At 29.9% G+C, this 26,190-nt stretch carries 21 protein-coding genes, 1 pseudogene and 1 other annotated feature; of the genes and pseudogenes, 18 read left to right on the top strand and 4 right to left on the bottom strand.

Annotated elements, in window-relative coordinates:
- Positions 1-114 precede the first annotated feature (114 nt).
- Positions 115-786, top strand: a complete 672-nt coding sequence (locus D2A34_RS03725; RefSeq protein WP_079440485.1) for a hypothetical protein — start codon at positions 115-117, stop codon at positions 784-786.
- Positions 787-898: 112 nt separating this feature from the next.
- On the opposite strand, the gene D2A34_RS03720 is transcribed toward D2A34_RS03725, so the two are convergent.
- Positions 899-1,228 carry a HesB-like protein gene (locus tag D2A34_RS03720; protein ID WP_079440486.1) on the bottom strand — a complete coding sequence of 110 codons (330 nt, stop codon included), beginning with the start codon at positions 1,226-1,228 and terminating at the stop codon, positions 899-901.
- A 260-nt stretch (positions 1,229-1,488) separates the two neighbouring features.
- Here D2A34_RS03720 and D2A34_RS03715 point away from each other — a divergent pair, with 260 nt between their 5' ends.
- Together D2A34_RS03715 and dcd are read left to right on the top strand one after the other, a co-directional pair.
- Complete coding sequence (locus D2A34_RS03715) at positions 1,489-2,232, top strand: polyamine aminopropyltransferase (protein WP_079440487.1); 744 nt, start codon at positions 1,489-1,491, stop codon at positions 2,230-2,232.
- A 125-nt stretch (positions 2,233-2,357) separates the two neighbouring features.
- Positions 2,358-2,879 carry a dCTP deaminase gene (gene dcd, locus D2A34_RS03710; RefSeq protein ID WP_119365761.1) on the top strand — a complete coding sequence of 174 codons (522 nt, stop codon included), beginning with the start codon at positions 2,358-2,360 and terminating at the stop codon, positions 2,877-2,879.
- Between the two features lie 685 nt (positions 2,880-3,564).
- Here dcd and D2A34_RS03705 read toward each other — a convergent pair.
- Positions 3,565-5,043, bottom strand: coding sequence for a sensor histidine kinase (locus tag D2A34_RS03705; protein WP_119365760.1), 1,479 nt, complete (start codon positions 5,041-5,043; stop codon positions 3,565-3,567).
- 65 nt (positions 5,044-5,108) lie between these two features.
- Positions 5,109-5,801 (bottom strand): response regulator transcription factor, encoded by a 693-nt coding sequence (locus tag D2A34_RS03700; RefSeq protein ID WP_079440490.1) that lies wholly within the window; start codon positions 5,799-5,801, stop codon positions 5,109-5,111.
- A 198-nt stretch (positions 5,802-5,999) separates the two neighbouring features.
- Between D2A34_RS03700 and D2A34_RS03695 the strand changes: the two genes are divergently transcribed.
- From D2A34_RS03695 to D2A34_RS03655, 9 genes and pseudogenes are all read left to right on the top strand, one after another.
- On the top strand, positions 6,000-6,929 hold the full coding sequence (locus D2A34_RS03695) for a hypothetical protein (protein ID WP_182629302.1): 930 nt from the start codon (positions 6,000-6,002) through the stop codon (positions 6,927-6,929).
- 148 nt (positions 6,930-7,077) lie between these two features.
- On the top strand, positions 7,078-7,524 hold the full coding sequence (locus D2A34_RS03690; protein ID WP_119365759.1) for a FlxA-like family protein: 447 nt from the start codon (positions 7,078-7,080) through the stop codon (positions 7,522-7,524).
- Between the two features lie 707 nt (positions 7,525-8,231).
- Complete coding sequence (locus D2A34_RS03685) at positions 8,232-9,173, top strand: 2-hydroxyacid dehydrogenase (RefSeq protein WP_119365758.1); 942 nt, start codon at positions 8,232-8,234, stop codon at positions 9,171-9,173.
- 298 nt (positions 9,174-9,471) lie between these two features.
- Positions 9,472-9,944: pseudogene (gene tnpA, locus D2A34_RS03680) on the top strand (IS200/IS605 family transposase).
- A gap of 268 nt (positions 9,945-10,212) precedes the next feature.
- Complete coding sequence (locus D2A34_RS03675) at positions 10,213-10,896, top strand: hypothetical protein (RefSeq protein ID WP_119365757.1); 684 nt, start codon at positions 10,213-10,215, stop codon at positions 10,894-10,896.
- A 23-nt stretch (positions 10,897-10,919) separates the two neighbouring features.
- Entirely contained in the window at positions 10,920-11,123 is a 204-nt protein-coding gene (locus D2A34_RS03670; protein WP_119365756.1) for a hypothetical protein, read from the top strand.
- Positions 11,124-11,288: 165 nt separating this feature from the next.
- Complete coding sequence (locus tag D2A34_RS03665) at positions 11,289-12,572, top strand: sensor histidine kinase (protein WP_119365957.1); 1,284 nt, start codon at positions 11,289-11,291, stop codon at positions 12,570-12,572.
- Positions 12,550-13,236 (top strand): response regulator transcription factor, encoded by a 687-nt coding sequence (locus D2A34_RS03660; protein ID WP_119365755.1) that lies wholly within the window; start codon positions 12,550-12,552, stop codon positions 13,234-13,236. The genes D2A34_RS03665 and D2A34_RS03660 overlap by 23 nt, the downstream gene beginning before the upstream one ends.
- A 242-nt stretch (positions 13,237-13,478) precedes the next feature.
- The gene (locus D2A34_RS03655) at positions 13,479-14,987 is read left to right on the top strand and encodes a DEAD/DEAH box helicase family protein (protein WP_119365754.1); all 1,509 of its coding nucleotides are present in this window, start codon (positions 13,479-13,481) and stop codon (positions 14,985-14,987) included.
- A 72-nt stretch (positions 14,988-15,059) separates the two neighbouring features.
- On the opposite strand, the gene leuS is transcribed toward D2A34_RS03655, so the two are convergent.
- The gene (gene leuS, locus D2A34_RS03650) at positions 15,060-17,510 is read right to left on the bottom strand and encodes a leucine--tRNA ligase (protein ID WP_119365753.1); all 2,451 of its coding nucleotides are present in this window, start codon (positions 17,508-17,510) and stop codon (positions 15,060-15,062) included.
- A gap of 80 nt (positions 17,511-17,590) precedes the next feature.
- Positions 17,591-17,805, bottom strand: a binding site (T-box leader).
- A 340-nt stretch (positions 17,806-18,145) separates the two neighbouring features.
- Between leuS and cls the strand changes: the two genes are divergently transcribed.
- The 6 genes from cls (at position 18,146) to aroC (ending at position 26,148) form a co-directional block, all read left to right on the top strand.
- The gene (cls, locus tag D2A34_RS03645) at positions 18,146-19,579 is read left to right on the top strand and encodes a cardiolipin synthase (protein ID WP_119365752.1); all 1,434 of its coding nucleotides are present in this window, start codon (positions 18,146-18,148) and stop codon (positions 19,577-19,579) included.
- 28 nt (positions 19,580-19,607) lie between these two features.
- Positions 19,608-20,774 carry an MFS transporter gene (locus D2A34_RS03640; protein WP_119365751.1) on the top strand — a complete coding sequence of 389 codons (1,167 nt, stop codon included), beginning with the start codon at positions 19,608-19,610 and terminating at the stop codon, positions 20,772-20,774.
- 741 nt (positions 20,775-21,515) lie between these two features.
- Positions 21,516-22,529 carry a 3-deoxy-7-phosphoheptulonate synthase gene (gene aroF / locus D2A34_RS03635; RefSeq protein WP_119365750.1) on the top strand — a complete coding sequence of 338 codons (1,014 nt, stop codon included), beginning with the start codon at positions 21,516-21,518 and terminating at the stop codon, positions 22,527-22,529.
- 117 nt (positions 22,530-22,646) lie between these two features.
- Positions 22,647-23,699 carry a 3-dehydroquinate synthase gene (aroB, locus tag D2A34_RS03630; protein WP_079442178.1) on the top strand — a complete coding sequence of 351 codons (1,053 nt, stop codon included), beginning with the start codon at positions 22,647-22,649 and terminating at the stop codon, positions 23,697-23,699.
- Between the two features lie 90 nt (positions 23,700-23,789).
- Positions 23,790-25,097, top strand: coding sequence for a 3-phosphoshikimate 1-carboxyvinyltransferase (gene aroA / locus D2A34_RS03625; RefSeq protein ID WP_079442177.1), 1,308 nt, complete (start codon positions 23,790-23,792; stop codon positions 25,095-25,097).
- Entirely contained in the window at positions 25,075-26,148 is a 1,074-nt protein-coding gene (aroC, locus tag D2A34_RS03620) for a chorismate synthase (protein ID WP_119365749.1), read from the top strand. The genes aroA and aroC overlap by 23 nt, the downstream gene beginning before the upstream one ends.
- The last annotated feature ends 42 nt before the right edge of the window (positions 26,149-26,190 follow it).

Genomic DNA, 26,190 nt, shown 5'->3' with positions numbered 1-26,190 from the left:
AAATGGAATAAGTAGTATACTTTCAGAGTTGGTCTATTATTTTCGTGAAATAACTTTAAATATGCAAATATAAGCTTCTATGTTAGAATAGATTATAACAAAGGAGGTGTATTCTTGGTTAAAGGAATAAAAAATATAGATTATTTAATGTTATTATCTGTACTTCTTGTAATAAGCATAATATTTAATTTATATACATTTTTTAAATTAAATAATTATAAATATAAAATTGAACAGCAATCATATACTAAGATAGAAGATTTTAAACAAAGAAATGAAAGTAATATGGATATTTTATCTAAGAGTGTAGAAGAAAAAAGTATAAAAAATGAAGATTTGTTAAAACTATATAAAAACTACGATGTTATGTCTAGTGACACAATGGAGCTTTGGCAACAATATGGCTCTTATATGCAAAATGCAATACCTCTGTTTTCTAAGAATATAAAAACTAAAAAAATAATGGAAAATGATATACACGGAAGAATAAAGGAATACATGTTATCTGTATTAAATAAAGAAATGAAAAATGAAAGAGACAAATTTATATTAGAAAGCGAAGATTTGGAATCCTTTAAATCTATGCATGAAATTTCTTCTAAATTATATGAGTATTTTAATGATTTTAATGAAAAAACATTAAATGGAGTAACAGGAGAAGCTAAAGAAAAGAAAGTTATAAAGGAACATTATTGGATAGATATGCTTGAAGGTATCTATGATATAAGCGATAGTTATGTAAATTTACAGTGGAAGATAGAAGAAACAAAAAATACGAATTCATAAGGGGCATATTTAAATGCTATAAGGGCAAAAATTAAATTAAGTCTTATAAGAGATGTTTATAAATAAAAAATGTAGAATAAATATGTATATATTTATTCTACATCTTATTATTTTAGTGGCATCCAGCACAAGAGCCGCCACATCCACCTTCAGGTGCGATAACAGGCTTAAGACTTAATCCATTGCCTTCATTTTCTTCAGAAGAAAGAATTATGAATCCACCGAATTGTTCTGCTAAAGTTTTTTCGAACATAAATGTAATATCATTTATTTTTTCCACTTCATCATCATCAGTAGCTTCTGAAAGAGATATATTGAAAACTGGGCCACTACATGAATTACCAGCGAAATTTATTCTAATATTGAAGTCGGTTATTTTATTTTCTTCTAAAAAGCCTTTAAATTCATTATATGCTTCTTCACTTATAGTAACATTTTTCATATAAACACCTACCTTAATAAAATATTGATTTAATGATATTCAATCATTAAAGATAGTATAGCACATATATATTCAAATAAAAAGTTTATAATAACAGTTATATTATGTCTAATAATGTGATATTATATTATGGTTTATTAAATATATTAATTTAATAAAAAGTATGGTAAAATTATACATGTAATTTAAAAGTGCTAATGGAATATATGAAATCTTGGCTATAGATTTCAAGCCAAATATTAGAAGAAAGGGAATTAACTATGAAACCATATAATAAAAAGTTTGTGTTCCAAGAGATAAAAAAATATGCTGAAATAATTAATCAAGGAACTTGTGGTGACTATAGAATAGTTAAAAATACCATGCTAGAACAAGGTCTAGAAGGATATATGTATGAGAATAAAGAAAAAGTTGATATAGATATAGTTCAATTATATAAGAATGATACTAATTTGATGAAACTTACTCCTAAAGAGGTAGAAAGTTCATATGGGCCTATTTCTTTTGCATATGGAAGAGTTGGGATAGTTGGGCTTGGAATTGGATATATAGTTCAAGAGATAGCGAAGAAATCAAAAGTAAAAGAAGTTATCGTATATGAGATAAGTGAAGAAGTCATAAGTTTATATAAGCAAAATTTTAAAGAAAATAAAAAGATTAAAATAATAAATGGTGATGCTTTTAAGGCTGAAAAAGAGGTATTTGATTTTTTTTATGTAGATATATATAGATACCAATTAACCTCTCAAGTTGTAACAGATTATAAGCGTTTTAATGAATTACACGAGATTGAAGAATATGCATTTTGGGGGTTAGAGCATTTTCTATTAAGTTGCAAATATGAAGATATAGTATGGGTATATATACCAGAAAATTGGATTTCGATGAGTAAGAAAGCTTATGAAGCGCTTGACGCGTCTGGATATATAAAAAGTTATAAACCTTTAGATGAAGAAAAAGTTAGGACTATATTGTTAGAATTTAAAGAGATTTTAAATGAATAAGAATATATGAATAAATATTAAATAAAATGATATTTGGTAAGTATCTTTTATATATTGATGTAGTGATTGATTATTTACAACAGAGATTATTTGTTATGAATTGAAAGAACGAGGGGGATAAATTAATGATATTATCAGGAAAAGAGATATTAAAAGATATCGGTAATGATATAATAATTGAACCATTCGATGAAAAAAGAATAAATCCTAATAGTTATAATTTATCTTTACATAATGAATTATTGATATATGAAAATGATGTCTTGGATATGAAAGTTCCAAATAAAACAAAGAAAATAATTATTCCAGAGGAAGGTTTGCTATTAGAACCAGGAAAATTATACTTAGGCAGGACAAATGAGTTTACTAGTACAAGTAAATATGTTCCAATGCTTGAAGGACGATCTTCTACAGGGAGACTTGGGCTATTTATTCATGTAACAGCAGGCTTTGGTGATATTGGATTTTCAGGATATTGGACATTAGAAATTTTCTGCGTTCAACCTATACGAATTTACCCTAATGTAGAAATATGCCAAATCTATTATCACGACATACACGGAGAATATGATTTATACGATAGCGGAAAATATCAAAATAATACGGGAATTCAGCCAAGTTTGATGTATAAGGATTTTGAAAAATAATTACGAGTAAAGGTAATGAACAACCGAAAGAGAATACATATATGTTCCGCAGGACTATGAAAATTTTCGCTGAGCATATCTAAAGGTCAAGTTGTACCCACATCTGCATGCTCTTGCGGTCAAGCGGACATGGAACAATTTCTCAGTAAGATATGCAGCAGCTTATTTTTCAATGCCTGCTCCACATATATGTATTCTTTTTATTTGTTTTGTTATCACTTTAAGAGTTTCACGGATACCCTTTCCAATTTCATATGTTTCGTGTATTAAAAGTATGTAAATTTCTTTTAAAGACTATAAATACCCTTCATTAAAGATACTACTAACCCAAAATACTTGCATTAATATAGAACTTATTTTAAGCTTACTGCTAGACTAGAAAGGGAATATATGTTTTTGCGCAGTGTTCATAAGAAGATTTTGCTGGTTATGATTCTAGATTATAAGTTGTTCCGAATGTGCTTGTTCAATGCGCAGCCATTGAAGCAAGCACTTTGGGTACAACTTGTAATCTTAGAATAATCCAGTAAAATCTTCAAGGAACCGAAGCAAACACATATATTCCCTTTCGGTTGTTTAGCAGTAAACTTAAAATAACCTCTTAAAGCAAGTGTTTTTATATTTTGAGTTCTTAGCAATACATTTATATTCTGTAATTTATAGCAATGCATATGTTAGTTTATAGTTAAGAAATTTTATATATAGGCAACTCAATTATAAATAATGCACCCAGATATGAATTCTCGGCAGTGATTTTTCCATTTAATTTTTCAATTATGTTTTTACTTATAGATAGTCCAAGTCCGAAATTGCCTTTGGTTCCTTTATAGAATCTTTCAAATATATTAGGAAGTTCATTATTTTTGAAACCTGGTCCATCGTCTGAAATTATTAGTTTTACTATTGAGCCATCTACAATTTGTAATTTTACTGAAACAATATTGTCTGCATATCTTATACAATTACTAATAATATTTGTAATTGCTCGGGAAAGTTTTTCTTCATCTCCATATATTTTCGATATTTCTTTTGGAAGATCGATCTTTAGTGCTATATTATTTTTTTCGGCCAATAGATCCAATCGTTGAACACACTCATATATTAATTCATTTAAATTTAAATCTTCATAATTATAATTCTCTTCAATTGAATCAAGTCGAGACAGGTATAACAAATCCGCCACTAAATTCGTCATTCGGTTTATTTCCGAAAGTATAATTGGGACAGCACTATCTATGTCGACAACACCGTATTTTATACCTTCAGCATAGCTTTGAATCGACATGAGCGGAGTTCTAAACTCGTGCGATGCATTTTGTAAAAAGGTTTTTTGAGCCTTATCATGTATTTCAAGTTTCTCAGACATAGTATTAATATTGTGTACGAAATCACGCAACTCATCATATACAGGTACTTCAATCTTTCTACCAAAGTTTCTCTCTGAAATATAACTTATATATTCATTAAGATGAGAAAAAGGTTCGGTTATTTTTTTCGATACACGTGAGGAAAAGACAACTGTTATTAATGCAGAAAAAATAAGTATGAAAAAAAGAATGCAGTTTATCACTAATTGAAGTTGATTTATTTTTTCAACATTTGAATATATAATTATCCACCCTAAACCAAAAGAATTTTTATCAGATACTGGTTTTATAATAGCGATGTATTCAGTATCGTGTACATTAAGATTTACTTCTAATTGTGTATCAATATCTTTAGCACCGTTAATTTTATCTATAATCAGTTTTGTAAGATCAATGTGGGTAGAAGTAGATCTGTCTGGAAAAGGATTAATCCTACTTTTATCTTTATCTAGCAAGATAAAATCTGAATTTAATAAAGAAAAGGGCTCTTTAAGTGAATGATCTAACAAAAAATAATATCTGTAGGGATCAGTAACATCTTTTGCATCGATATGTGGCCCATTATCATATAAATCTTCAGGAAGATGAGGTTGTGGTTTCTTTGGGAAAAAATCGGGACCATGCTGAAGTGCAGTTTGTTCAGCGTTTGATGCAATTCTCTCTAATTGTTCTATGGTATTATTTTCCATGTACATTCGGACAGTAACATTAAATATTACTGTAGTTAATATTGCCAGCATAAAAATTACAATAATATTATATTTAAATATTCTCCATTTTATTGTCTCTCTTTTCATAATATCATCCAGTCTATAGGTATTTAGAATAAAGTTATAAATTTATGTATTGGTTATTTAAGAATTTATTTATCGTATACTGTAAAGCCAAATCCCCATACTGTATGAATTTTCAACTCTGAATTTAAATCGGAAAGCTTTTTACGTATTCTTTTTATCATATCATCAGTAGCTCTAGTTTCTACTCTATTTTCAAATCCCCAAACTTTATCTAAGAGTTCACTTCGGCTGACAGCTCTGTTTTTATTTTCTATGAGGTAGTTAAGGAGTGATAATTCCATTACAGTAAGACCTAGGGGGGATCCATTCACCTGGGCTTGTTTGGTATCAAGGTTTATTAATACATCTGATATTTTAATAATTTTAGTATCAGCCGCTGGGGTTTTGTCTAAATCTATTCTTCTAAAAATACTATGAATTCTTGCAATGAGTTCTAAAGGACTAAAAGGCTTTGTAAGATAATCGTCACTACCTAACTTAAGACCTGTTATTTTATCAAATTCTGTATCCTTTGCTGAAACAATTATAATAGGGACACAACTTTTATGTCTTATTAAAGAGCAAAGCGCATATCCATCTATTTCAGGCATCATAATATCTAATATAAGCATATCAGCCTGCCTTTCCTTAAAAGCTTTAAGAATGGCATGTCCATCGACAAAAGTTTCTACATCAAAACCCTCTCTTACGAGAAAAGATTTTATGATGCTGCTTATATTTACTTCATCGTCAGCAATATATATAAGTTTCCTATTCATGAAATTAGTTCACCTCAAGATATATTCTACCATATAGTTATCTTAAATATTATTGTAAATTTGTAGATGTATTTATTTGCCACAAATTTGCCACAAAGCTGCCACAGCATTACGTTAGATTTTTAATGATTTATTTCGATGAAATATGTATAGGAGAAAATAATTGCAGGGAAGCAGGTCGAAGGAGAGAATTATAGCATGAATACGATAAGTAGTAATCAAAACAATATGGAGGTGTATCTTCAAAAAAGGTTACAGGAAGCAAGGGTTTTACAGCAGACTAAATTAGAACAGAAAAAAAATCAAGAAGATAATAATTTTGTTTCAATAAGTCAGCAAGGTCTTCAAGCATTAGAAAATTCTGCTCAAAATATATCTAGTAATAATCCTTTAGCTAGTTTAGTGGAAGCTGGAACCATCACTCAAGACCAAGCAGATGCTGTTCAAAGCGTATTTCAATCTAGAGGAAAAGAAATTCAATCTTCTGGAATATATAGTAATAACGCTAAACCTCAAAACCCTTTACAAAGCTTAATAACTGCAGGAACTATTACTCAGGATCAAGCAGATGCTGTTAAAAGTACATTAGAAGAAACTATGAAAGCAAATAGAACAAGTGCATCAGCGACAAGTAATAATGTAAGATCAAATCCACTAGATAGTTTGGTATCAGCAGGAACAATAACTCAAGAGCAGGAAGATTCAATTAAGAGCGCATTTGAAGCAAATAGACCAAGCAGAGGTGCATCATCAACTAATACCCAAACAGACCCGTTAGACAGCTTGGTGTCAGCAGGCACAATAACTCAGGAGCAAGAAGATGCAATTAAGGGCGCACTTGAAGCGAATAGACCCAATAGAGGTGTATCATCAACTAGTACACCAGAAGATCCATTAGATAGCTTAGTATCATCTGGGACAATAACAGAGGATCAAGAGAATGCTATTAAAACTGCATTTGAAGAGGCAATGAAAGCAAATGGACCAAGCAGAAATGCTTCATCAACTAGTACACAAGTAGATCCATTAGACAGCCTAGTATCAGCAGGGACTATAACTCAAGAGCAAGAAGATGTTATTGAAAGTGCGTTCGAAGAAGCCATGAACTTAAATAAATTAAGTATGTAATAAATAAATATGACTCAAATAAATCCATTAGATGGCTTGGTATCGGCTGGAACAATAACATAAAATCAGGAAGATAAGATTCAAGATAGTCTCCAAGTTAAACTATAGGAGACTATTTTAAATAAGAAATATTTTGGAGGTATATATAATGACAACTAATACTAATTCCACAATGGCTAGTGCACTTACTCAATCAGCTAATGCGCTTAAGCAGTCAGGCACTTCGAGTAAGACTTCAAGTACATCCAGTAGTTCGAGTAGCTCAAGTAGTTCGGGGGGGACAGATGTTAGTTCACTTGAAGCACAATTATCAAGTCTTCAATCAGAATTGGCGAAAGTTAATTCTGATTCTAGCTTAGACACAAAAACAAAACAAGCTAAAGCGGCAGAGATACAATCTCAGATTCAAGCAGTTCAAGCAGAAATACAAACAGCAAGAGCTCAAGAAAACCAGAAGGCTCAGGAAGTTCAAAACGCTAAGAGTGCCGATAAGGCATCTAGTTCAACAAAAGATTCCGATAATAGCAGCACTAGTGCTACAAATTACAATTCTAATGCAGTAGTCTCAAGCACAAAAATTGATGTTTATGCATAAATTAAAAGTTAGACTTATGTGTAACTTACGGAAATAAGTAACATATTGTGTTTCGGTTTCTAGGAATTTTGACGGATGATTCTACGACTAGAAGTTGTACCCACTCTACTTGCTTCAACGGTAAGCGTCGAACAAGCAGAGTGGAACAACTTCTAGTCAAGAATCGTTATCGTTAAAATTCCAATTAAACACTACAAACAATATGTTACTGATTTCTAGTATAGTGATACTCTCAAATTTAACAAGTATAGACAGTTATTCTAACTAGAAGTCTAATTTTTAAATTGGGTATCTATAGAATGAATCAAAGACAGTGGAAAGTTTTGAATTAAAAACTCTACTGTCTTTTATTAATTTATAAAACTAAGATATGCTAGTATGCATTCGATTTCATATGTATAAATAGTAAATTTGAGTTTTACTTAGCTACTAAATTAAAATATAATCTCTATAATCACAATTACTTTTACTATAATCTTATCTGTAAGGTTTTTGTGGTTTTATTTTTTAGATAATAACAGGTATAATAAAAAGTGCTAGATATATTAATTGTAAAGTAAATATATTTAATAAAATAGGCATAAAATTGCAATCATAGAAGTGAAAAATTGTTAGAGCGCTTCTATTTGTAATAATGTTAGTGAATTATAAGTTGGCAAAATGAGATAAAGTATTATAAATATAAAAGATAAAGGAGAACAAAGAAAATGAAATTAGTAATTTTAGAACCATTAGGTATCGATAAAGATAAATTATTAGGTATGGCAAAAGACACTTTAGGAAATGAAATAGAAATAATATATTATGACACCAGAGTAGAAGAGACTGAAACTTTAATAGAAAGAAGTAAAGATGCTGATGTTGTAGTACTTTCTAATTTACCATACAAGAAAGAAGTAATAGAAAACTGTCCTAATTTAAAAATGATATGTGTTGCATTTACTGGAGTAGATCATGTTGCTATGGATTACTGCAAAGAAAAAGATATTATGGTATGTAATTGTGCTGGGTATTCAACTGTTGCAGTTGCAGACTTAGTATTTGGTATGGTTATTTCTCTTTATAGAAATATTATATCTTGTGATAAGGTAACAAGAGAAGGTGGAACTAAAAATGGGCTTGTTGGGTTCGAACTTGAAGGTAAGAAATTTGGAGTAGTGGGCGCAGGAGCAATAGGGATGAGAACTGCAAGGATTGCTAAAGCATTTGGCTGCGAAGTATATGCTTATAGCAGAACTAAAAAAGAAGTTGAAGGAATTCAATTTGTAGATTTAGATACTTTAATGTCAACTTGCGATATTATATCACTTCATGTCCCACTAAATGAAAATACAAAAGGATTAATAAACAGTGAAAAGTTATTATTAATGAAAGAAAGTGCAATTTTAATTAACACAGCAAGAGGTCCTGTTGTAGATAGTGCTGCACTTGCAGAAGCGCTGAACAGTGGAAAAATAGCAGGCGCTGGTGTAGATGTATTTGAAGTTGAACCACCAATACCAGTTAATCATGTATTGTTTGGAGCAAAGAATTTATTAGTAACACCTCATGTTGCATTTGCAACAGCGGAAGCTTTTGAAAAGAGAGCTGTTATTGTTTTTGATAATATTGAAAAATGGTTAAAAGGAACTCCACAAAATGTAATGTAACATAGGGCACATTCAAATAAATAACAAGTTCATTTGCTGCAAATTAGAATTGTTATTTAATTTCATGCGACTAAGTTTATAAAAGGTAAAAACAAAATATTGAAATTTATAAATGATATCTATAGATTTAGCACTTTTTGTGCTAAAACATAGGTATCATTTTTGTATTTAGAATACCACCGGTTAGACCGGTGGTTCCGGAAAGCTTTTAGCTATGAGTAGAAAAAACAATACCTCCAATGTAAGATAGTAGTAGGTTTGCCGACCACAACTAAAATACATAGGAGGTGTGTCCGAAATGGACAATAGTAGTTTAGCACATACCAAATGGAATTGTAAATATCACATAGTTTTTGCACCAAAGTTTAGAAGACAAATAATATATGGGAAGATAAAGCAGATATTGGAGTAATACTTAGGAAATTGTGTGATCACAAAGGAGTAGAAATTATAGAAGCAAATGCATGTAAAGATCATATACACATGCTTGTAAGTATACCACCTAAATTAAGTGTTTCAGCATTCGTGGGATATCTCAAAGGTAAGAGTTCATTGATGATTTTTGATAGACATGCAAATCTAAAATACAAGTATGGCAATAGACAGTTTTGGTGCAGAGGATATTATGTTGATACTGTAGGAAGAAATAAAAAGATTATAGAAGAGTATATAAAGAATCAAATTCAAGAGGATATAGCATATGAACAAATGAGTCTGAAAGAATATATTGACCCGTTTACGGGTGAGCCAGTAAATAAAGGCAAAAAATAGAGCACCTTTTAGGTGCAGCCAGTAAAAATATGCGGTTGGCAAACCGTTCAACGTGCGAGTAGCACTGCCAGTAACAAAGCCTTATAGGCGCAGAGCAAGCCACCCGTTTTACGGGTGGTCCTGACTATATACTCTCGTCTTTTGTATTATTTTAAAATTGTTTATAAAATTTTTAAAATTGCTTTAAAGGATTTTTAAAATTGGATTTTATAATGAATTCATAACAAGCAAGGAAATAAATCCTTGAAAATATTAGGAGGCGTTATAAATGAATAAAATTAAAGTACTATATGATGTTTTTAAAACTATGAAGGACAAAGAAGTGTTTAAAGGAAATATAAAATTGGAAGCAGCTAAAGGGGATGTGAAAGTATTATCATTTTCTAATGAATTTGAAACTAATACTAAAAGTGGAGAAACAAAAGCTAATATAAATGTTGATTTAGATGCTGAAGGTAAAAAAGTAAAACATGAAAGCAATTCAGAATTTAATATAAAAGATTGCTCACATCATGGGTTCCATAGAGGAATGCATATGCATAATCATGGGATGAATATGCACGGAATGCGTGGTCATGGTGGAATAAAGGGAGGTCTTTCAAAAGTTACATTTATGTTAAATTTATTAAATAATGTACAAGTAGAAGAGAAGGATGAAAAAGCTATTATTTCATTGGAATTGAAAGAAGTATTTAAAGAAATCAAGGACATGCATAAAGAATTCCATAAAGGAATAGATGAAGAAAAGATAATGGAGCATATAAAACAAATGAAGGAAAGTGATGATAGAGGTTTTCATAAACATCATAAGTTTATAAAAGAATTATTAAGTTCTGAAAATAGCGATGCTGTATTAAAAATATATGCAAATAAAAACAATGAAGTTGAAAAAGTAGAAATTTCCTCTAAGGGTGAAAATACTGTAAATGGATCATTAGATTTAGTTTGGTAAATTAATTGAGTTAGGAGTTAGTAATGCCAAAGTATATTATTTGCAATAACACTAGAAAATATAATGAATTAACCGAAGCTTTAAAAAATAAAGGGATTGAATTTGAGACAACACATTGTGATAATAAATGTTTTAAATGTTGCACCAGAGTAATGATTAGAGAAGATGATAAATATATATATGCAACTGATGTTAAAAATCTGCTAAGAAAAATAAATATTGGTTAATATTAAATAGACTTTTAAATTTGGAAATCTCTAAATATATTGATGTAAAAAGTCAATTATTTAGAGATTTCTATTTCTAAATTAAAAGGAGCATTGATCTTGATTTAAAATTAGTAATATGTGAGTTTATTTTATAAAAAGTTAATTTGTAATGTTATAATCATTATGATAGTCAAAATTAATTTTAAGGTGGTGGAAAGCATTAGAAGGTTTAGAGGAAAAATTCATTCTCATTTTCATAATAAATTCGAAAAAGAACATCAGGAGTATTTTGAAAAACTCAAAGAATTAAATAAAATGCGTTATGAATTAGTTTATGAGCATCAAAAATTGCATCATAAATCTCATCATAAACAATTTAATGAATTTAATAGGATACATAGATATTTAAGATGGATGCGTCCAACTGGAATTTTAATAAGCATACTGCTTGTTTTTTCTATATTTAAATTTGTAGATGTAAAGGCAGTTACTATATTTTTTGCTATGATTTTTGTTATTTATCAAAGTTCTCATATATATATCACCATGAGGATGGAGAAAAGAATTATGAAACCTATAGAGAAATTAAAAGACGGTGTTGAACAGATAGCCAGAGGTAATTATGATGTAAATATTGATAATGACGTATATAATGAAATTGGAATTTTAATATATGATTTTAATAAAATGGCTGAAACTCTAAAAAAATCTGAAAAGATGAAACTGGAGTATGAAGAAAATAGAAAAGCTCTCATAGCAAATATCTCTCATGATTTAAAAACACCTATTACTTCAATTAACGGGTATATTGAAGCATTAGTAGATGGGGTTGTTACTTCACCAGATAAGGTAAACAATTATTTAAGTATAATTCATAATAATACTATCTATATAAATAATCTTATTGATGATTTGTTTTTATTTTCAAAATTAGATATGCAGAAATTAGATTTTAACTTCGAGACGATTAAATTTGGACCATTTATGAGTGATCTTATGGAAGAATTCAATTTTGTTCTTAAAGAAAAAAATATTAAATTTAAATTTGAAGATGGGTTGTTAGAAGAATTAGAGGTTAATATAGATGGAAAAAGAATATATCAAGTGATTAGAAATGTTATAGGAAATGCTATAAAATATGGAAGGCAAGAAGATGCAATAATAGAAGTAGAATTAAGTAATAATAATGAATGGATTAAGATAGAAATTAAAGATAATGGGCCTGGAATTCCAGAAGATAAGCTTTCAAATATATTTAATAGATTTTACCGCATAGATACAGAACGTACAAAAGATTTTATGAGTACAGGTTTAGGACTCGCAATTGCAAAGGAAATGGTAGAAGCTCATGGAGGAAAAATTTATGCATCTAGCATCATGGGAAAAGGAAGTAAGTTTACTATAGAGATCCCAATAAATAATAATGAGGAGGAAACACAAGCGCATGAAACAAATATTAATTATTGAAGATGATATAAATATTGCAGAATTAGAAAAAGAATATCTTCAATTAAATGGTTATAAAGTAGAAATAGTTCAAGATGGAAGCCAAGGCTTAAAAAGAGCCCTTATGGGGATATTTGATCTTATTATTGTTGATTTAATGCTTCCAGGTAAAGATGGATATTCAATAGTAGAAGAGATTAGAAAAAAATATGAAATACCTGTAATAATTGTGTCAGCAAGAAGTGATGATATTGATAAGATAAAAGGCTTAGGATTTGGAGCCGATGATTATCTAACCAAACCCTTTAGTCCGGCAGAATTAGTAGCCAGAATAAAATCTCATATAATCAGATATGAAAGGTTATCTGGAAATAAAACTCAAGTTAGTGTTATTATTCATAAGGCGTTAGAGATAATGACAGATTCTCATAAGGTTTTCGTAAATGGAAAAGAAGTTATTCTAACAACAAAAGAATATGAACTTTTAGTTTTCTTAGCTTCTAATCCTAATATAGTTTTTACTAAAGATCAGTTATTTGATAACATATGGGGTGAAGAATATTATGGAGATACAGCCACTGTTGCAGTTCATATACAGAAGCTAAGAAAGAAGATTGAGAAAGACCCTGGAAATCCCGATTATATTGAGACTCTTTGGGGTACGGGATATAGGTTTAATTCCTAGCATTTTTTAGGAGTAGCAATGATGTCCATTTGAAGCAAGGTGATTCTAAAATTATTCCAAAGCAGGTAAAGTATCTTGTGACCGTAGTTAAGTGCAATAGTTCTACAGAGGCAACAGCAAAATGTTATATTAAAAATTGTTAAAGCAATACTATTGGCAGAAGGTTGGATTTGGTATAAAATAGATAATATATGTAGTATATGTATATTAATAATTTAAACGAGATATGAGGTATAATTACTTTGGATATAAAAAACGACATTCCTCAAGAAGAGAATAAAGATAGAGATGAAACTGAAGAAGTATTAATAAGCGGTGAAAAAGAAGATAATGAAAACTTTAATGATAATATAGCTTTTAAATATTTGAAAGAACTATCAAGTCATATGGAGTTAGAAAATGAAGATGGCGAAGTAAAAAGTTCGTTTCAATTTATAGAAGAGGTAGATCATAATAGTGTTTTAGCAAATTACTTAAATAAAAAGCCAGCAGAAAAAGATGAAGATCATAACTTTAAAATAATTCCTTTCGGATTTAATCTTAGTCAAAAAGAAGCAGTACAGACTGCTTTTGACAATAAAATCAGTATTATTGAGGGATCGTCCGTATCTAGTAGTACAGATGCCATATTAAATATTGTTTTAAATGCAGTAATAAATGATAAAACAGTTGCAATTATATCTGAGAGCGATTTTTTTGCTTTAAAATTTGTTGAAATTCTTAATAAAGTTGATATGGATTTTATTATAGATAATATAATTGATAATGAAAGTGATTATAGTAAAGATAAAATAGAGCAGTGGCTTTCTTTAAAAAGAAGCCAATTTGAAAAAAGAAATTTGCATAAGGAAAGAGGAGAACTTAAAGATATCCAAAATACTTTGAGAGAAATGTTAGAAAATGAGGATAAGCTGTCCTTAATACAAATGGAAAAAGCAAATTTACTTAATGAGATTTCAATTCCTGATAATGGAAAAAAGATGACTCTTCCGGCCTCAATATTAGTCCAAAGCGCAGATAAAATCATGTTACTGTTGGAAGAATACACGATGCTCATTAAAAAGGATAAATACATAAAATTTTTGAATAAGATTAGATTTTTGTTTAAATATGGTATTTCTGAATTTGGATTCTATAACAACAAATTTGAAAATGTAAAAAAGTTGCTTATTAATAGATATAATCAGTTGAAAATATCGGAATTAGATGTAGAAATTGAAAGCTTAAAAAATAAGCTGGATCGATATATTATTGAAGATGAAATAATATATCATAAAGAAAATTCTTTAAGTATATTAAAAGGAATTCTATATGAAAGATATAGTAAGAAAACAGATGCTGAAATATTAGAAAATGAGGAAGGTAATAATTCAGAGGATACAATTAAAAAAAATAAAGCTGTGATAACGTCAATTAATTCCTTTAAAAAGAGTATGAATGGTTGGAAATTATTTGATTACGTAATTATAGATGAAGCTGAAAAAATAGATATTTTTTCAGGGGCTCTAATTTTGGCATGCGCTCGGAATATTGTACTTATGAGTGACCCTAATCAAGTTTTTGATGGACCATATGATAAAACAAATAATGTGTGGAATGAAATTTATAAGGAATATTCGCCAGATGAATATTATGATTATTTAAATAATAGTCTGTTGTCTTCAATAACTAAGATATTTCCAGATACTCCTAAAACAGTACTTGTGAAAAAGTATAGAGGTTCTAGGAATCCAGTAAATTTATATAATTAAAAGTAAATATAAAATATTTTAAAGAGAAACTTAAGTTATAAAAAATGATAGAGTGGCCAATTGGCCACTCTATTATTTTACAACTATATTAACAAGTCTTCCTTTAATTACGATAACTTTAACTATAGTTTTACCTTCAGTATTTTCTTTAATAGTTTCATTTTCTAATGAAGCAGCTTTTATTCCTTCTTCATCTAAATTAGAAGCTACCATAATTTTAGCTTTTATTTTACCATTGATTTGAATTGCGATTTCAACTTCATCTTTAACTAAAGCTGAAGGATCAAATTCAGGCCATTTTTCATTAAAGATTGTTGAATTATTTCCAAGTAAGCTCCATTGTTCTTCAGCAAAGTGAGGCGCAAATGGTGCAAGTAGTTTTACAAAATCAGTTATAGTTTCTTTCAAGAAGTTTGTATTTTTAACATTCTCCTGATTATATTTATTAAGAGCATTTGTAAGCTCCATAAGCCTTGCTATTGCAGTGTTAAATTGCATTTTATCGCCATCTTCAGTAACACCTTTTATTGCTGTATGCTTCCAGAAGTTTAGTTCTTTTTCAGCTGAATCAATAGAATCTTTAGTATTTTCATTTGAATTTATTATATTTCGGCATGTTTCTAGAATTCTTTCAATTCTATCTACGAATTTACCAACAGATTTTATTCCATCATCACTCCATGCTCCACCTTCAGTATACCCAAATCCAAACATTAAGTACATTCTAAATACGTCAGCGCCATATTCTTTGATGTAGTCATCAGGAGAAATTGTATTTCCCTTTGATTTACTCATCTTAAGTCCATCTGGTCCTAAGATCAATCCTTGGTGAGTTAAGCTTAAGAATGGTTCATCAAAGTTTAAGTATCCCATGTCTCTTAAAGCTTTTGTTACAAATCTTGCATATAGTAAATGCATACAGGCATGCTCTGGTCCACCAACATATTTATCTACAGGAAGTATTTTATTGATCTTTTCAGGATCAAAAGGTGCATCTTCATTTTTATTATCTGCATATCTTAAATAGTAGAAAGATGAACATACAAAAGTGTCTAAAGTATCAGCTTCTCTCTTTGCATGACCTCCACAAACAGGACAAGTAGTGTTTATAAAATCTTCAGATTTACTTAATGGTGATTTACCATCTGGAGTAAATTCAACATCATAAGGAAGTTTTACTGGAAGATCCTTTTCTGGTACTGGAACTATTCCGCAATCATCACAGTATATAACTGGAATTGGAGCACCCCAATATCTTTGTCTTGAAACTAACCAGTCTCTTAGTCTAAAGTTTACCTTCATTGAACCTAATTTATCTTTTTCTAATTCTTCAACAATCTTTTTCTTAGCGTCATCAGTTGTTAATCCATCAAATTTTCCTGAGTTAACAAGTATTCCATATTCACAGTATGGAAGCTCTGGATCAGTATTATCTTTATTTGTTATAACTCTTTCAATTGGTAAATTAAATTTAGTTGCAAAAGCAAAATCTCTTTCATCATGAGCAGGAACAGCCATAACGCATCCTGTACCATAAGTAGCCAACACGTAATCAGAAATCCAAATAGGAACTTCTCTTCCATTGATAGGATTTATAGCATAAGATCCAGTGAATACACCTGTTTTTTCTCTTGAAACTGATTGTCTTTCAATGTCAGATTGTTTAGCAGCAGCTTCTTTATAGCTTTCCACAGCTTCTTTATATTCTGGAAGTGTTAGTTGATCAACTAACTGATTTTCAGGGGCTAAAACTACATAAGTTACACCATTTAAAGTATCAACTCTTGTAGTGAATACATCAAAATCTAAAATTGAATCTTTAACCTTAAAAGTAACTTGTGCACCATAAGATCTTCCAATCCAATGCTTTTGCATAGATTTAGTTTTTTCAGGCCAATCTAAACCATCTAATTTATCAAGTAATTCATCAGCGTAATCAGTTATTTTAAAGAACCATTGAGTAAGGTCTTTTTTCATAACTTCAGTGCTGCATCTTTCGCAGGTTCCTTCAACAACTTGCTCATTAGCTAAAACTGTATTACAAGATGGACACCAATTTACAGGAGCTTTTTTTCTGTAAGCTAAACCTTTTTCATAAAGTTTTAGGAATAACCATTGAGTCCATTTATAATAATCAGGAAGACAAGTAACTACTTCATTTTCCCAGTTAAACATAGCCCCCATAGATTTTAATTGTTTCTCCATAGTTTCTATGTTTTTTAAAGTAGAATCTTGTGGGTGTATTCCAGTTTTTATTGCATAGTTTTCAGCTGGCAATCCGAATGCATCAAAGCCCATTGGTTGGAATACATTATAGCCTTGCATTCTTTTAAGTCTTGCCCATGAATCAGTTGGACCATAGTTAAACCAGTGCCCTGCGTGAAGTTGAGCTCCTGATGGATAAGAGAACATTTCTAAAGTATAGAGCTTTTTATCTAAATTTTCAGGATTAAATTTATAAACCTCATTTTCTTCCCAAAACTTTTGCCATTTTTCATCAATCTTAGTTCCGTAATTTGCCATTGTTATCCTCCTTAAATTTAACATTATAAGTTAGCTGTTATATATTAACTGTTAACTAAAAAAAGCCTCCGTCTCTAAACTAAAGAGACGAAAGCGCAATTTCCGTGGTACCACTCTTAATTAGAAGAAATAGAATAAATCAAATCTTCTCACTTAATATTTTAACGGTATTACCGTACTTGCTTTAACAAGTAAGCTCCTAGGCAAGTTCATAATAATATAACACTGTTTTACAGCTACCAACAGCTCTCTTATAGATATAACTATTACTAATACTCCTATTCATCGCATGATATAAAATTTTAATAATATTATATATTAAAAAATCTAAAAAAGTCAAGAAGTTGACTTTTTAGGTAGTGATTTGATAAGTTAGATATCAAGCAAGGTTATGGGAGGATTAGTGATGTTTTTTATTAAATATTGGAATAATATTATTATAATATGTTAAAAGTTAAAGTGATTTAAAGATATTAAGTTCGATGAAAAGTAAATATTATCTTCCTAGAATCAGTTATTATGATAAAATACTTATAGTAGATATATGTGTGTAATAAATTTTATTGTAGATAGGAATTTAATTAATACGATACCATATATAGATAAGAGTTTAATATAGAGGGAAGTGAATCTATATGAATATACTGTTAGGCTTGACAGTCATAATATTAGTACTGAATATTCTTTTTTCGTTATCACTAATTTTTATAGAGAGAAAAGACCCAACTACAACATGGGCGTGGCTTCTAATATTAATGATTTTACCAGGTCTTGGATTTATTATTTATATTTTGTTTGGGCAGAACTTAAGTAGGCAAAAGATCTTTAAAGAGAAAATAAAGTTTGATGAGAAGAAGAGAAAAAAATTAAATGATAAATATAATTTAAGTAATCATTGCCACGATGGTGGAGAAAAATTTGCGGACTTGAGAAGATTAAACTTTAACCATTCAGGTGCAAAATATACAACTAATAATAAAGTTAATGTTTATGTAAACGGAAAAGAAAAATTTAAACAATTAATTGAAGATATAAAAAATGCAAAGAAGTTCATTCATGTAGAATATTATATTTTTAGAGGAGACACCTTAGGTAAAAAGATAATTGATGAATTAACTAAAAAAGTTAAAAGCGGTTTAGAAGTCAGATTATTGGTAGATAGCATGGGGTCACGCATGTTAACCAAAAAAGTACTTAAAGAATATATAGAGGCTGGCGGAAAATTTTCATTATTCTTTCCGGGAATTTTACCACATATAAATACCCGTATAAACTATAGAAATCACAGAAAGATAGTAGTGATTGATGGGAGATACGGATATGTTGGAGGATTTAATGTTGGTAAAGAATACATAAATGAGGATCCAGAGTTTGGGTTTTGGAGAGATACACATGTGAGAATTGAGGGAGATGCAGTTAATGCTTTGAATGAAAGGTTTTTGCTTGATTGGGGGCATGCATCTGGTGAAGAAATAAATGACTACAATAGGTATTCAGAAGGGTTTAATAAAAATTTAGGAGATGTGGGGATACAAATTGTAACTAGTGGTCCAGACCATAAAGAAGAGTATATTAGAAATTCCTATTTGAAGCTAATAAATAATGCAAAGAAGAATTTATATATAGAAACTCCTTATTTAGTACCTGATTCTCCTATATTAGAAGCTCTAAAAATATCTGCTTTATCAGGAATAGATGTTCAAATAATAATACCTGGAAAACCAGATCATTTCTTTATGCAATGGGCAGCGAGTTCTTATGTGGGCGAATTACTCGAAGCGGGTGTAAAATTATATAGTTATCAAAATGGATTTATTCATGCGAAGACAATAGTTGCGGATGGGACGGTGATGAGCATTGGGACTGCTAATTTAGATATCAGAAGTTTTAAACTTAATTTTGAAGTAAATGCATTCATTTATGATGATAGAATTGCGAAAGCTGGCGAATTACAATTTATGGAGGATATTAGCGTTTCGGAGGAAATAACAAAGGAAATTTATGACGGGAGAAGTTTTTCTCTTAGAATTAAGGAATCTTTAATTAGATTGGTATCACCAATACTATAAAACTAATCATAAACGAATGGAGTATCATATGAAAAGCAAGGATAAATTTTATTACTCACTAACTACGTATATGAATTACGGAGTGATGAGTATAGTGACAACATTTTATGTGCCTTATTTAAATCAAATAATTGGATTATCATTAAGCGAAGTTGGGAATGTAGTATCCATAGGAGCACTGTTTGCAATTATTTCTCAACAATTCTTAGTAAATAAATTGTCTTTAAGAAAAAATAAGAAACTACATATAATTACGCACTTGTGCGCATTAGTTGGAATGATAATATTTCTAATGTTCGTTAACAAATCTATTATATATTTTTATGCTGTCCTTTATGGGATTATAGTGCAAACAGTTGGAACTGTATATGAAATATATGTTGAAGAAATATCAGTAAATCATAATATTGAGTATTCTGAAATAAGGAAGTGGGGATCAATTGGATTTGGGTGCGTAGTTTTACTAAGTGGCACTATAATTTTAAGATATGGTTTTAGGACTATTCATGTAATTGGAATTTTAATGACAGGCATAGTTATAAGTTTAATAGCTATAAAGTTTAAGAATAATAAATCGGATACAAATAAGAAAAAAGCAAGGCTAAGTGCTGTATTTAAAAATAAAAACTCAATAATTCTTGGAGTGATTAACATCTTGATTATTGGAACTTATACAGCAATAGAATTTGCATATTCAACTTATTTAATAAAGATAACTGGAAATGCAGATTTGGCTAACTCTATATATAGTAAATCTATATTTTCAAGAGTTTTTGTTGAATTTATATCATTTATTCTTGTTGGAAAGTATTTAAAAGATAAAGATCCTAAAAAATATTTAATAATAGCTTTTCTTATAGGAACCATTAGAATATTGATGTTTTCAACATCATCTTTAATTTTAGTTGTTTTAGGAGATCAATTGCACGGATTAATGTATGGATGTTATTTAACATTTTTATTTAAATATATTAGAGAAGTCGTTGATGAAGAATTAGTTGCAGGTACATTTTCTTTTGTAAGCGTACTAGGATCTGCAGGAGCTAATTTTATATATCCACGAATGTTTAGTACAATTCAAGAAAACTTTGGATATACACCTATGTATTTGGTTGCATTCTCAATAATGTTGATTTCAGCCTTAATTGCCATTAAGATTCTTCCGGGAAAAAAGCAATCTATTGGCGTTTTATAAATTGATAGCCAGTCCATAAATGAGACGTTTGTAAATATATAGGCTTTTGCATGAGAAAAACTGTATGAATAGGGAAATATCTTGAATTCATACAGTTTTTTATAAACATTATTAATATAAGTTTTATATAACCATTTGTGTACCTACCTTGTTCGTTAGAGTATATATTTATTATTTGTATTTAAATTTTTTTTATTAATATAATTTGAATTAAGCAATGAGATTTAAATTTGTATATTTTAGTAATAATTATGTGGGGCGTTTTTTGATAAAATATCAAAAAAAGTTAGATATATTTGTTTTGTTGATAAAAAAGCATTTGTGTTATTATTTTATCATCATTAAATAAATGTAAAAAATGAAAAGGCGTCAATTTGTATTGACAATTAAATATAGTTTGCTATAATGATTAAAAGATAAATTTTAAAAGAAAATTTTATATTAATATTCGTAAAAAATAATTATTAATTTAGAAATGGAGAAAATCATGGAAAAGGATATTGTAAAATCAGTTATGCAAAAATTTTATAGCTTTTTTTATTTTACATTCTGGGGCTTTTATTTTAGCGCTGGCTATTTATTTTGCAGAAAACTGAATAATTCCTTTTTAATGAGTGTTTAATATTTATATAAATTTTTTTAGGCTTAGGTAAATAATTATTGATATTTTATGGAACTCATTATACATGAGTTCCATTTTTTTACGCAAATAATCAAATATATGCAAGGGGGCAATATAAAATGGTGGTAATATTAAAGCAAAAAGCTAAACAGGAAGAAATTGAAATATTAACAAAGCAAATTGAAGCAAAGGGCGTTTCAGTAAGTTTAGTGGTTGGATCAGATGTAAATATCTTAGGATTAGTTGGAGATACAAGTACAATAGATCCTTCGGTTATTGAAGCCAACAGAATAGTTGAACGAGTTATGAAGGTACAGGAACCTTTCAAGAAGGCAAATAGAATGTTTCATCCAGAAGACACAATAGTAGATATTAATGGGGCCAAAATCGGCGGAAAGAAAATAGCAATGATTGCAGGACCGTGTTCGGTTGAAAGTGAAGAGCAAATCACTGAAATAGCTAAAGAAGTTAAAAAAATCGGGGCAAACTTTTTAAGAGGCGGTGCATTTAAGCCAAGAACTTCACCATATGCGTTCCAAGGAATGAAATATGAAGGGTTAGAACTTTTAAAGAAGGCAAGAGAAAATACAGGATTACCAATAGTTACAGAGCTTATGTCTCCTTATGATATAGAAACATTTGTTGAAAATGTAGATGTAATTCAAGTTGGTGCTAGAAATATGCAGAACTTTGATTTACTTAAGGAACTTGGGAAAACAAATAAACCAATATTATTAAAGAGAGGTTTATCAGCGACTATAGAGGAATGGTTAATGTCAGCAGAATACATTATGGCTGGAGGAAATGAAAATGTAATTCTTTGTGAAAGAGGAATAAGAACCTTTGAAAATTACACAAGAAATACCTTAGACTTAAGTGCAGTGCCTGCTGTTAAGAAATTAAGTCACTTACCCATAGTTATTGATCCAAGTCATTCTGCTGGAAAGTACTGGATGGTTGAACCATTAGCAAAGGCTGCAGTTGCAGTTGGAGCAGACGGACTTATTATTGAAGTTCATAATGATCCAGCAAATGCATTATGCGATGGACCACAATCAATTAAACCAAGTAAGTTCGCAAAACTTATGGAAGAATTAAGAGTTATTGCAGCCGCTGTTGGAAGAGAAATATAAATTTATTTAATAAAGGGCAGTTAGCACTGACAATCATTTCTTATATAAAATAAAAAGAGTTATAACGTAGTCTTAGTCATGATGCTAACTGTTTAATGAAAAGAGGAGTGTTGATAAATGGAAGATTTAGTTGTTGAACTTGGTGAAAGAAGTTATCCGATCGTAATTAAAAAAGGATTAATTGACGAAGTGAATCTGGAAATTAAAAAAATCTTTAAAGGTAAAAAGATATTTATATTAACTGATAAAAATGTAGGTTCCCATTATGGAGATAGGATAAAATCATGTTTAATTAACTCAGGATATGATGTTAAGCTAATGGAATTAGAACCAGGCGAAGAAACTAAAGCGTTTAGTACCCTTCCTTCAATATATAATGAACTATTAGATTTTAAAATTACAAGAAGTGACTTAATTATAACTTTAGGGGGAGGAGTAATTGGAGATCTTGGAGGTTTTGTTGCATCAACGTTCTTAAGAGGTGTTGATTTCGTTCAAATGCCGACTTCATTACTTGCTCAAGTTGATAGCAGCGTTGGTGGAAAGGTTGCAGTAGATTTAGAAAGAGGTAAAAATTTAGTAGGAAGTTTTTATCATCCTAAATTAGTTTTAATAGATCCAAAGGTACTTGAAACTTTAAGTGAAAGATTTTTCAGAGATGGAATGGCTGAAGTTATTAAGTATGGATGCATAAAGGATAAGGAATTCTTTTATTTCTTAAAAACCATGAAAAACAAAGAAGAGGTTATGCACAATATAGAAAATATTATCCACAGATGTTGCTTTATAAAAAAATGTGTTGTGGAAAATGATGAGAAAGATACTGGAGAAAGAATGTTGTTAAACTTTGGACATACGTTAGGCCATGCCATAGAAACATACTATAACTTTAAAAAGTTTACACACGGGGAAGCAGTAGCTATAGGAATGTATGAAATAAGTAAGATTGCAGAAAATAAAGGTTTAACTGATCAAGGCGTAAGTGAAGAGATAAAAGATATATTGATGCAATATAATCTTCCTTATGAAGTTGAAATAGAAGAAAGCTCAGAAATTTTAGATACTATAGCTTTAGATAAGAAAAATATTGATAATGTTCTGAAGGTTGTATTACTAAAAGGCATTGGAGAATCATACTTAGAAAAGACTAATGTAGAATTTTTTAGTTAATGACGGATATGAAAGAAAATAGACTGGAATGCTGATGTGTTATTTATTAGTATATGTTAAGCAATGAATAAAGAAAAGTGAGGTAAAATCATGGGGAACTTGAAAATTTATCCTAGAAAATTAAGTGGAGAAGTTAAGATACCACCATCTAAAAGTATGGCACATAGAGCAGTAATTTGTGCAGCTCTTGGAGATGGTATTAGCAAGGTTACTAATATAGATTATTCTGATGATATTATTGCTACAATTGAAGCAATGTCATCATTGGGGGCTAAAATAACAAAAAAGGAAGATTATCTTGAGGTTTATGGAATTAACAGCCCAGAAAATATTGAAGCTATTTCAGTTAAAGATGAAAGAACTATAGATTGTAATGAATCAGGATCAACTCTTAGATTTTTAGTACCTATAGCAGCGTTATTTGAAGGCGTTAACAGATTTGTTGGAAGAGGAAATTTAGGAAAGAGACCACTGGACACTTATTATAAAATTTTTGACGAACAAGGAATTAAATATTCTTATAAAGAGGGAATACTAGATTTAAAGACTGAAGGGAAATTAAAAGCTGGAGAATTCAAGATGGAAGGGAATATTAGCTCACAGTTTATAACAGGATTATTATTTACGCTTCCTCTTTTAGATGGAGATTCCAAGATTATAATTACTACAGAAATGGAATCAAAAGGATACATTGATTTAACTTTAAGTGCTATTAAAGATTTTGGTGTAGAAATTATAAACAATAATTATGAAGAATTTATAATAAAGGGAAATCAAATTTATAAGAGTATAGATTACAGAGTTGAGGGAGACTACTCACAAGCAGCGTTCTTCTTCTGTGCTGATGCACTTTCAAATGATGTTGTTCTTAATGATTTAAAATTAGATTCTCTTCAAGGCGATAAAGAAGTAATTGATATATTAGAGAGAATGGGATTAAAATTAAATAGTAAAAATGATGGTTTAATTGGAAATGTCAGTGACGGTCTAAAAGCAACTGTAATTGATGGTTCTCAATGTCCAGATATAATCCCTGTAGTATCTTTGGTTGCTGCATTAAGTCAAGGTACTACAGAAATAATAAATGCAGGAAGACTTAGAATTAAAGAATGTGATAGATTAGCGGCAGTAACTTCTGAACTTAATAAATTAGGCGCTAAGATTACAGAAAAAGAAGACGGGTTGATAATTGAAGGAGTAAAGGAACTTAAAGGCAACGTCGAAGTTTGGAGTCATAAGGATCATAGAATAGCAATGACTATAGCTATAGCATCAACTATGTGCAGCGAACCAATAGTACTTAAAGATTATGAGTGTGTTTCAAAATCTTATCCAGAGTTTTGGAATGATTTTAAGAATGTAGGAGGTGTATTTGATGAGTGGAATGTGGGGAAATAAATTAAAAGTTTCTATTTTTGGTGAATCTCATGGAGTTGGGATAGGTATTACAATTGATGGACTTCCCTCAGGAGTTGAGATTGATCTTGAAGAAGTCATGAAAGAAATGGCAAGACGTGCGCCAGGAAAAAGTAATTTATCAACAGCGAGAAAAGAAGCAGATGCTCCAGAAATTTTAAGTGGATTTTTTGAAGGAAAGACTACAGGTACTCCTCTTTGTGCAGTAATTAGAAATGCAGATATGCGCTCTAAGGATTATGGAAAGCTTAAAGATTTAATGAGGCCGGGTCATGCGGATTATCCAGGTTTTGTTAGGTATAATGGATTTAATGATTATAGAGGTGGTGGCTCGTTCTCAGGAAGAATTACTGCACCATTGGTATTTGCAGGAGCTGTATGTAAGCAAGTATTAGAAAGTAAAGGGATTAATATAGGCGCTCATGTTAAGAGTATTGAAAATATTCAAGATAAGAGTTTTTACGATGTAGAATTAAGCAAAGAACTTTTAGCGGAATTAAAAACAAAGGAATTACCACTTTTAATTTCAGAAAAAGAAGAAGAAATGAGAAATACAATTCTGAAAGCAAAAAAGGAACAAGATTCTGTAGGTGGAACTATTGAATGCACTGTTCTTGGAATAAATCCGGGAATCGGTAATCCGTTTTTTGATTCAGTTGAATCAACTCTAGCTCATCTGATGTTTTCTGTCCCAGCAGTTAAGGGAATAGAATTTGGAAAAGGCTTTGATATGAGCAGACTTAGAGGTTCTGATTGTAATGATGAATACTATTATGATGGAGAAAATGTTAAGACATATACCAATAATAATGGTGGGATTACAGGTGGAATAACTAATGGAATGCCAATACTATTTAAGGTTGGAATAAAGCCTACACCATCAATATCAAAGACTCAAAGAACAATAGACATTGTAGAAAAGAAAGAAGCAGATCTTGTTATTGAAGGACGTCATGATCCTTGCATAGTGCAAAGAGCTGTTCCAGTAATTGAAGCTGTAACAGCGATTGGAATACTTGATTTAGTACTTTAACAGCAAATAATTCACAATGCTAAGTGTGGACACTTGGAACCT

Origin of the sequence: Clostridium chromiireducens, assembly GCF_003575225.1 — a bacterium.
Taxonomy (GTDB): domain Bacteria; phylum Bacillota; class Clostridia; order Clostridiales; family Clostridiaceae; genus Clostridium; species Clostridium chromiireducens.
The sequence above is the reverse complement of the archived record's forward strand: the minus strand, read 5'-3'. Positions and strand labels throughout refer to the sequence as shown.

Coding starts and splice junctions, on each gene's coding strand:
- D2A34_RS03720 (WP_079440486.1), bottom strand. CDS start 1,228: ATGAAAAATGTTACTATAAGTGAAGAAGCATATAATGAATTTAAAGGC.
- D2A34_RS03715 (WP_079440487.1), top strand. CDS start 1,489: ATGAAACCATATAATAAAAAGTTTGTGTTCCAAGAGATAAAAAAATAT.
- dcd (WP_119365761.1), top strand. CDS start 2,358: ATGATATTATCAGGAAAAGAGATATTAAAAGATATCGGTAATGATATA.
- D2A34_RS03705 (WP_119365760.1), bottom strand. CDS start 5,043: ATGAAAAGAGAGACAATAAAATGGAGAATATTTAAATATAATATTATT.
- D2A34_RS03700 (WP_079440490.1), bottom strand. CDS start 5,801: ATGAATAGGAAACTTATATATATTGCTGACGATGAAGTAAATATAAGC.
- D2A34_RS03695 (WP_182629302.1), top strand. CDS start 6,000: ATGAATACGATAAGTAGTAATCAAAACAATATGGAGGTGTATCTTCAA.
- D2A34_RS03690 (WP_119365759.1), top strand. CDS start 7,078: ATGACAACTAATACTAATTCCACAATGGCTAGTGCACTTACTCAATCA.
- D2A34_RS03685 (WP_119365758.1), top strand. CDS start 8,232: ATGAAATTAGTAATTTTAGAACCATTAGGTATCGATAAAGATAAATTA.
- D2A34_RS03675 (WP_119365757.1), top strand. CDS start 10,213: ATGAATAAAATTAAAGTACTATATGATGTTTTTAAAACTATGAAGGAC.
- D2A34_RS03670 (WP_119365756.1), top strand. CDS start 10,920: ATGCCAAAGTATATTATTTGCAATAACACTAGAAAATATAATGAATTA.
- D2A34_RS03665 (WP_119365957.1), top strand. CDS start 11,289: ATGATAGTCAAAATTAATTTTAAGGTGGTGGAAAGCATTAGAAGGTTT.
- D2A34_RS03660 (WP_119365755.1), top strand. CDS start 12,550: ATGAAACAAATATTAATTATTGAAGATGATATAAATATTGCAGAATTA.
- leuS (WP_119365753.1), bottom strand. CDS start 17,510: ATGGCAAATTACGGAACTAAGATTGATGAAAAATGGCAAAAGTTTTGG.
- cls (WP_119365752.1), top strand. CDS start 18,146: ATGAATATACTGTTAGGCTTGACAGTCATAATATTAGTACTGAATATT.
- D2A34_RS03640 (WP_119365751.1), top strand. CDS start 19,608: ATGAAAAGCAAGGATAAATTTTATTACTCACTAACTACGTATATGAAT.
- aroF (WP_119365750.1), top strand. CDS start 21,516: ATGGTGGTAATATTAAAGCAAAAAGCTAAACAGGAAGAAATTGAAATA.
- aroB (WP_079442178.1), top strand. CDS start 22,647: ATGGAAGATTTAGTTGTTGAACTTGGTGAAAGAAGTTATCCGATCGTA.
- aroA (WP_079442177.1), top strand. CDS start 23,790: ATGGGGAACTTGAAAATTTATCCTAGAAAATTAAGTGGAGAAGTTAAG.
- aroC (WP_119365749.1), top strand. CDS start 25,075: ATGAGTGGAATGTGGGGAAATAAATTAAAAGTTTCTATTTTTGGTGAA.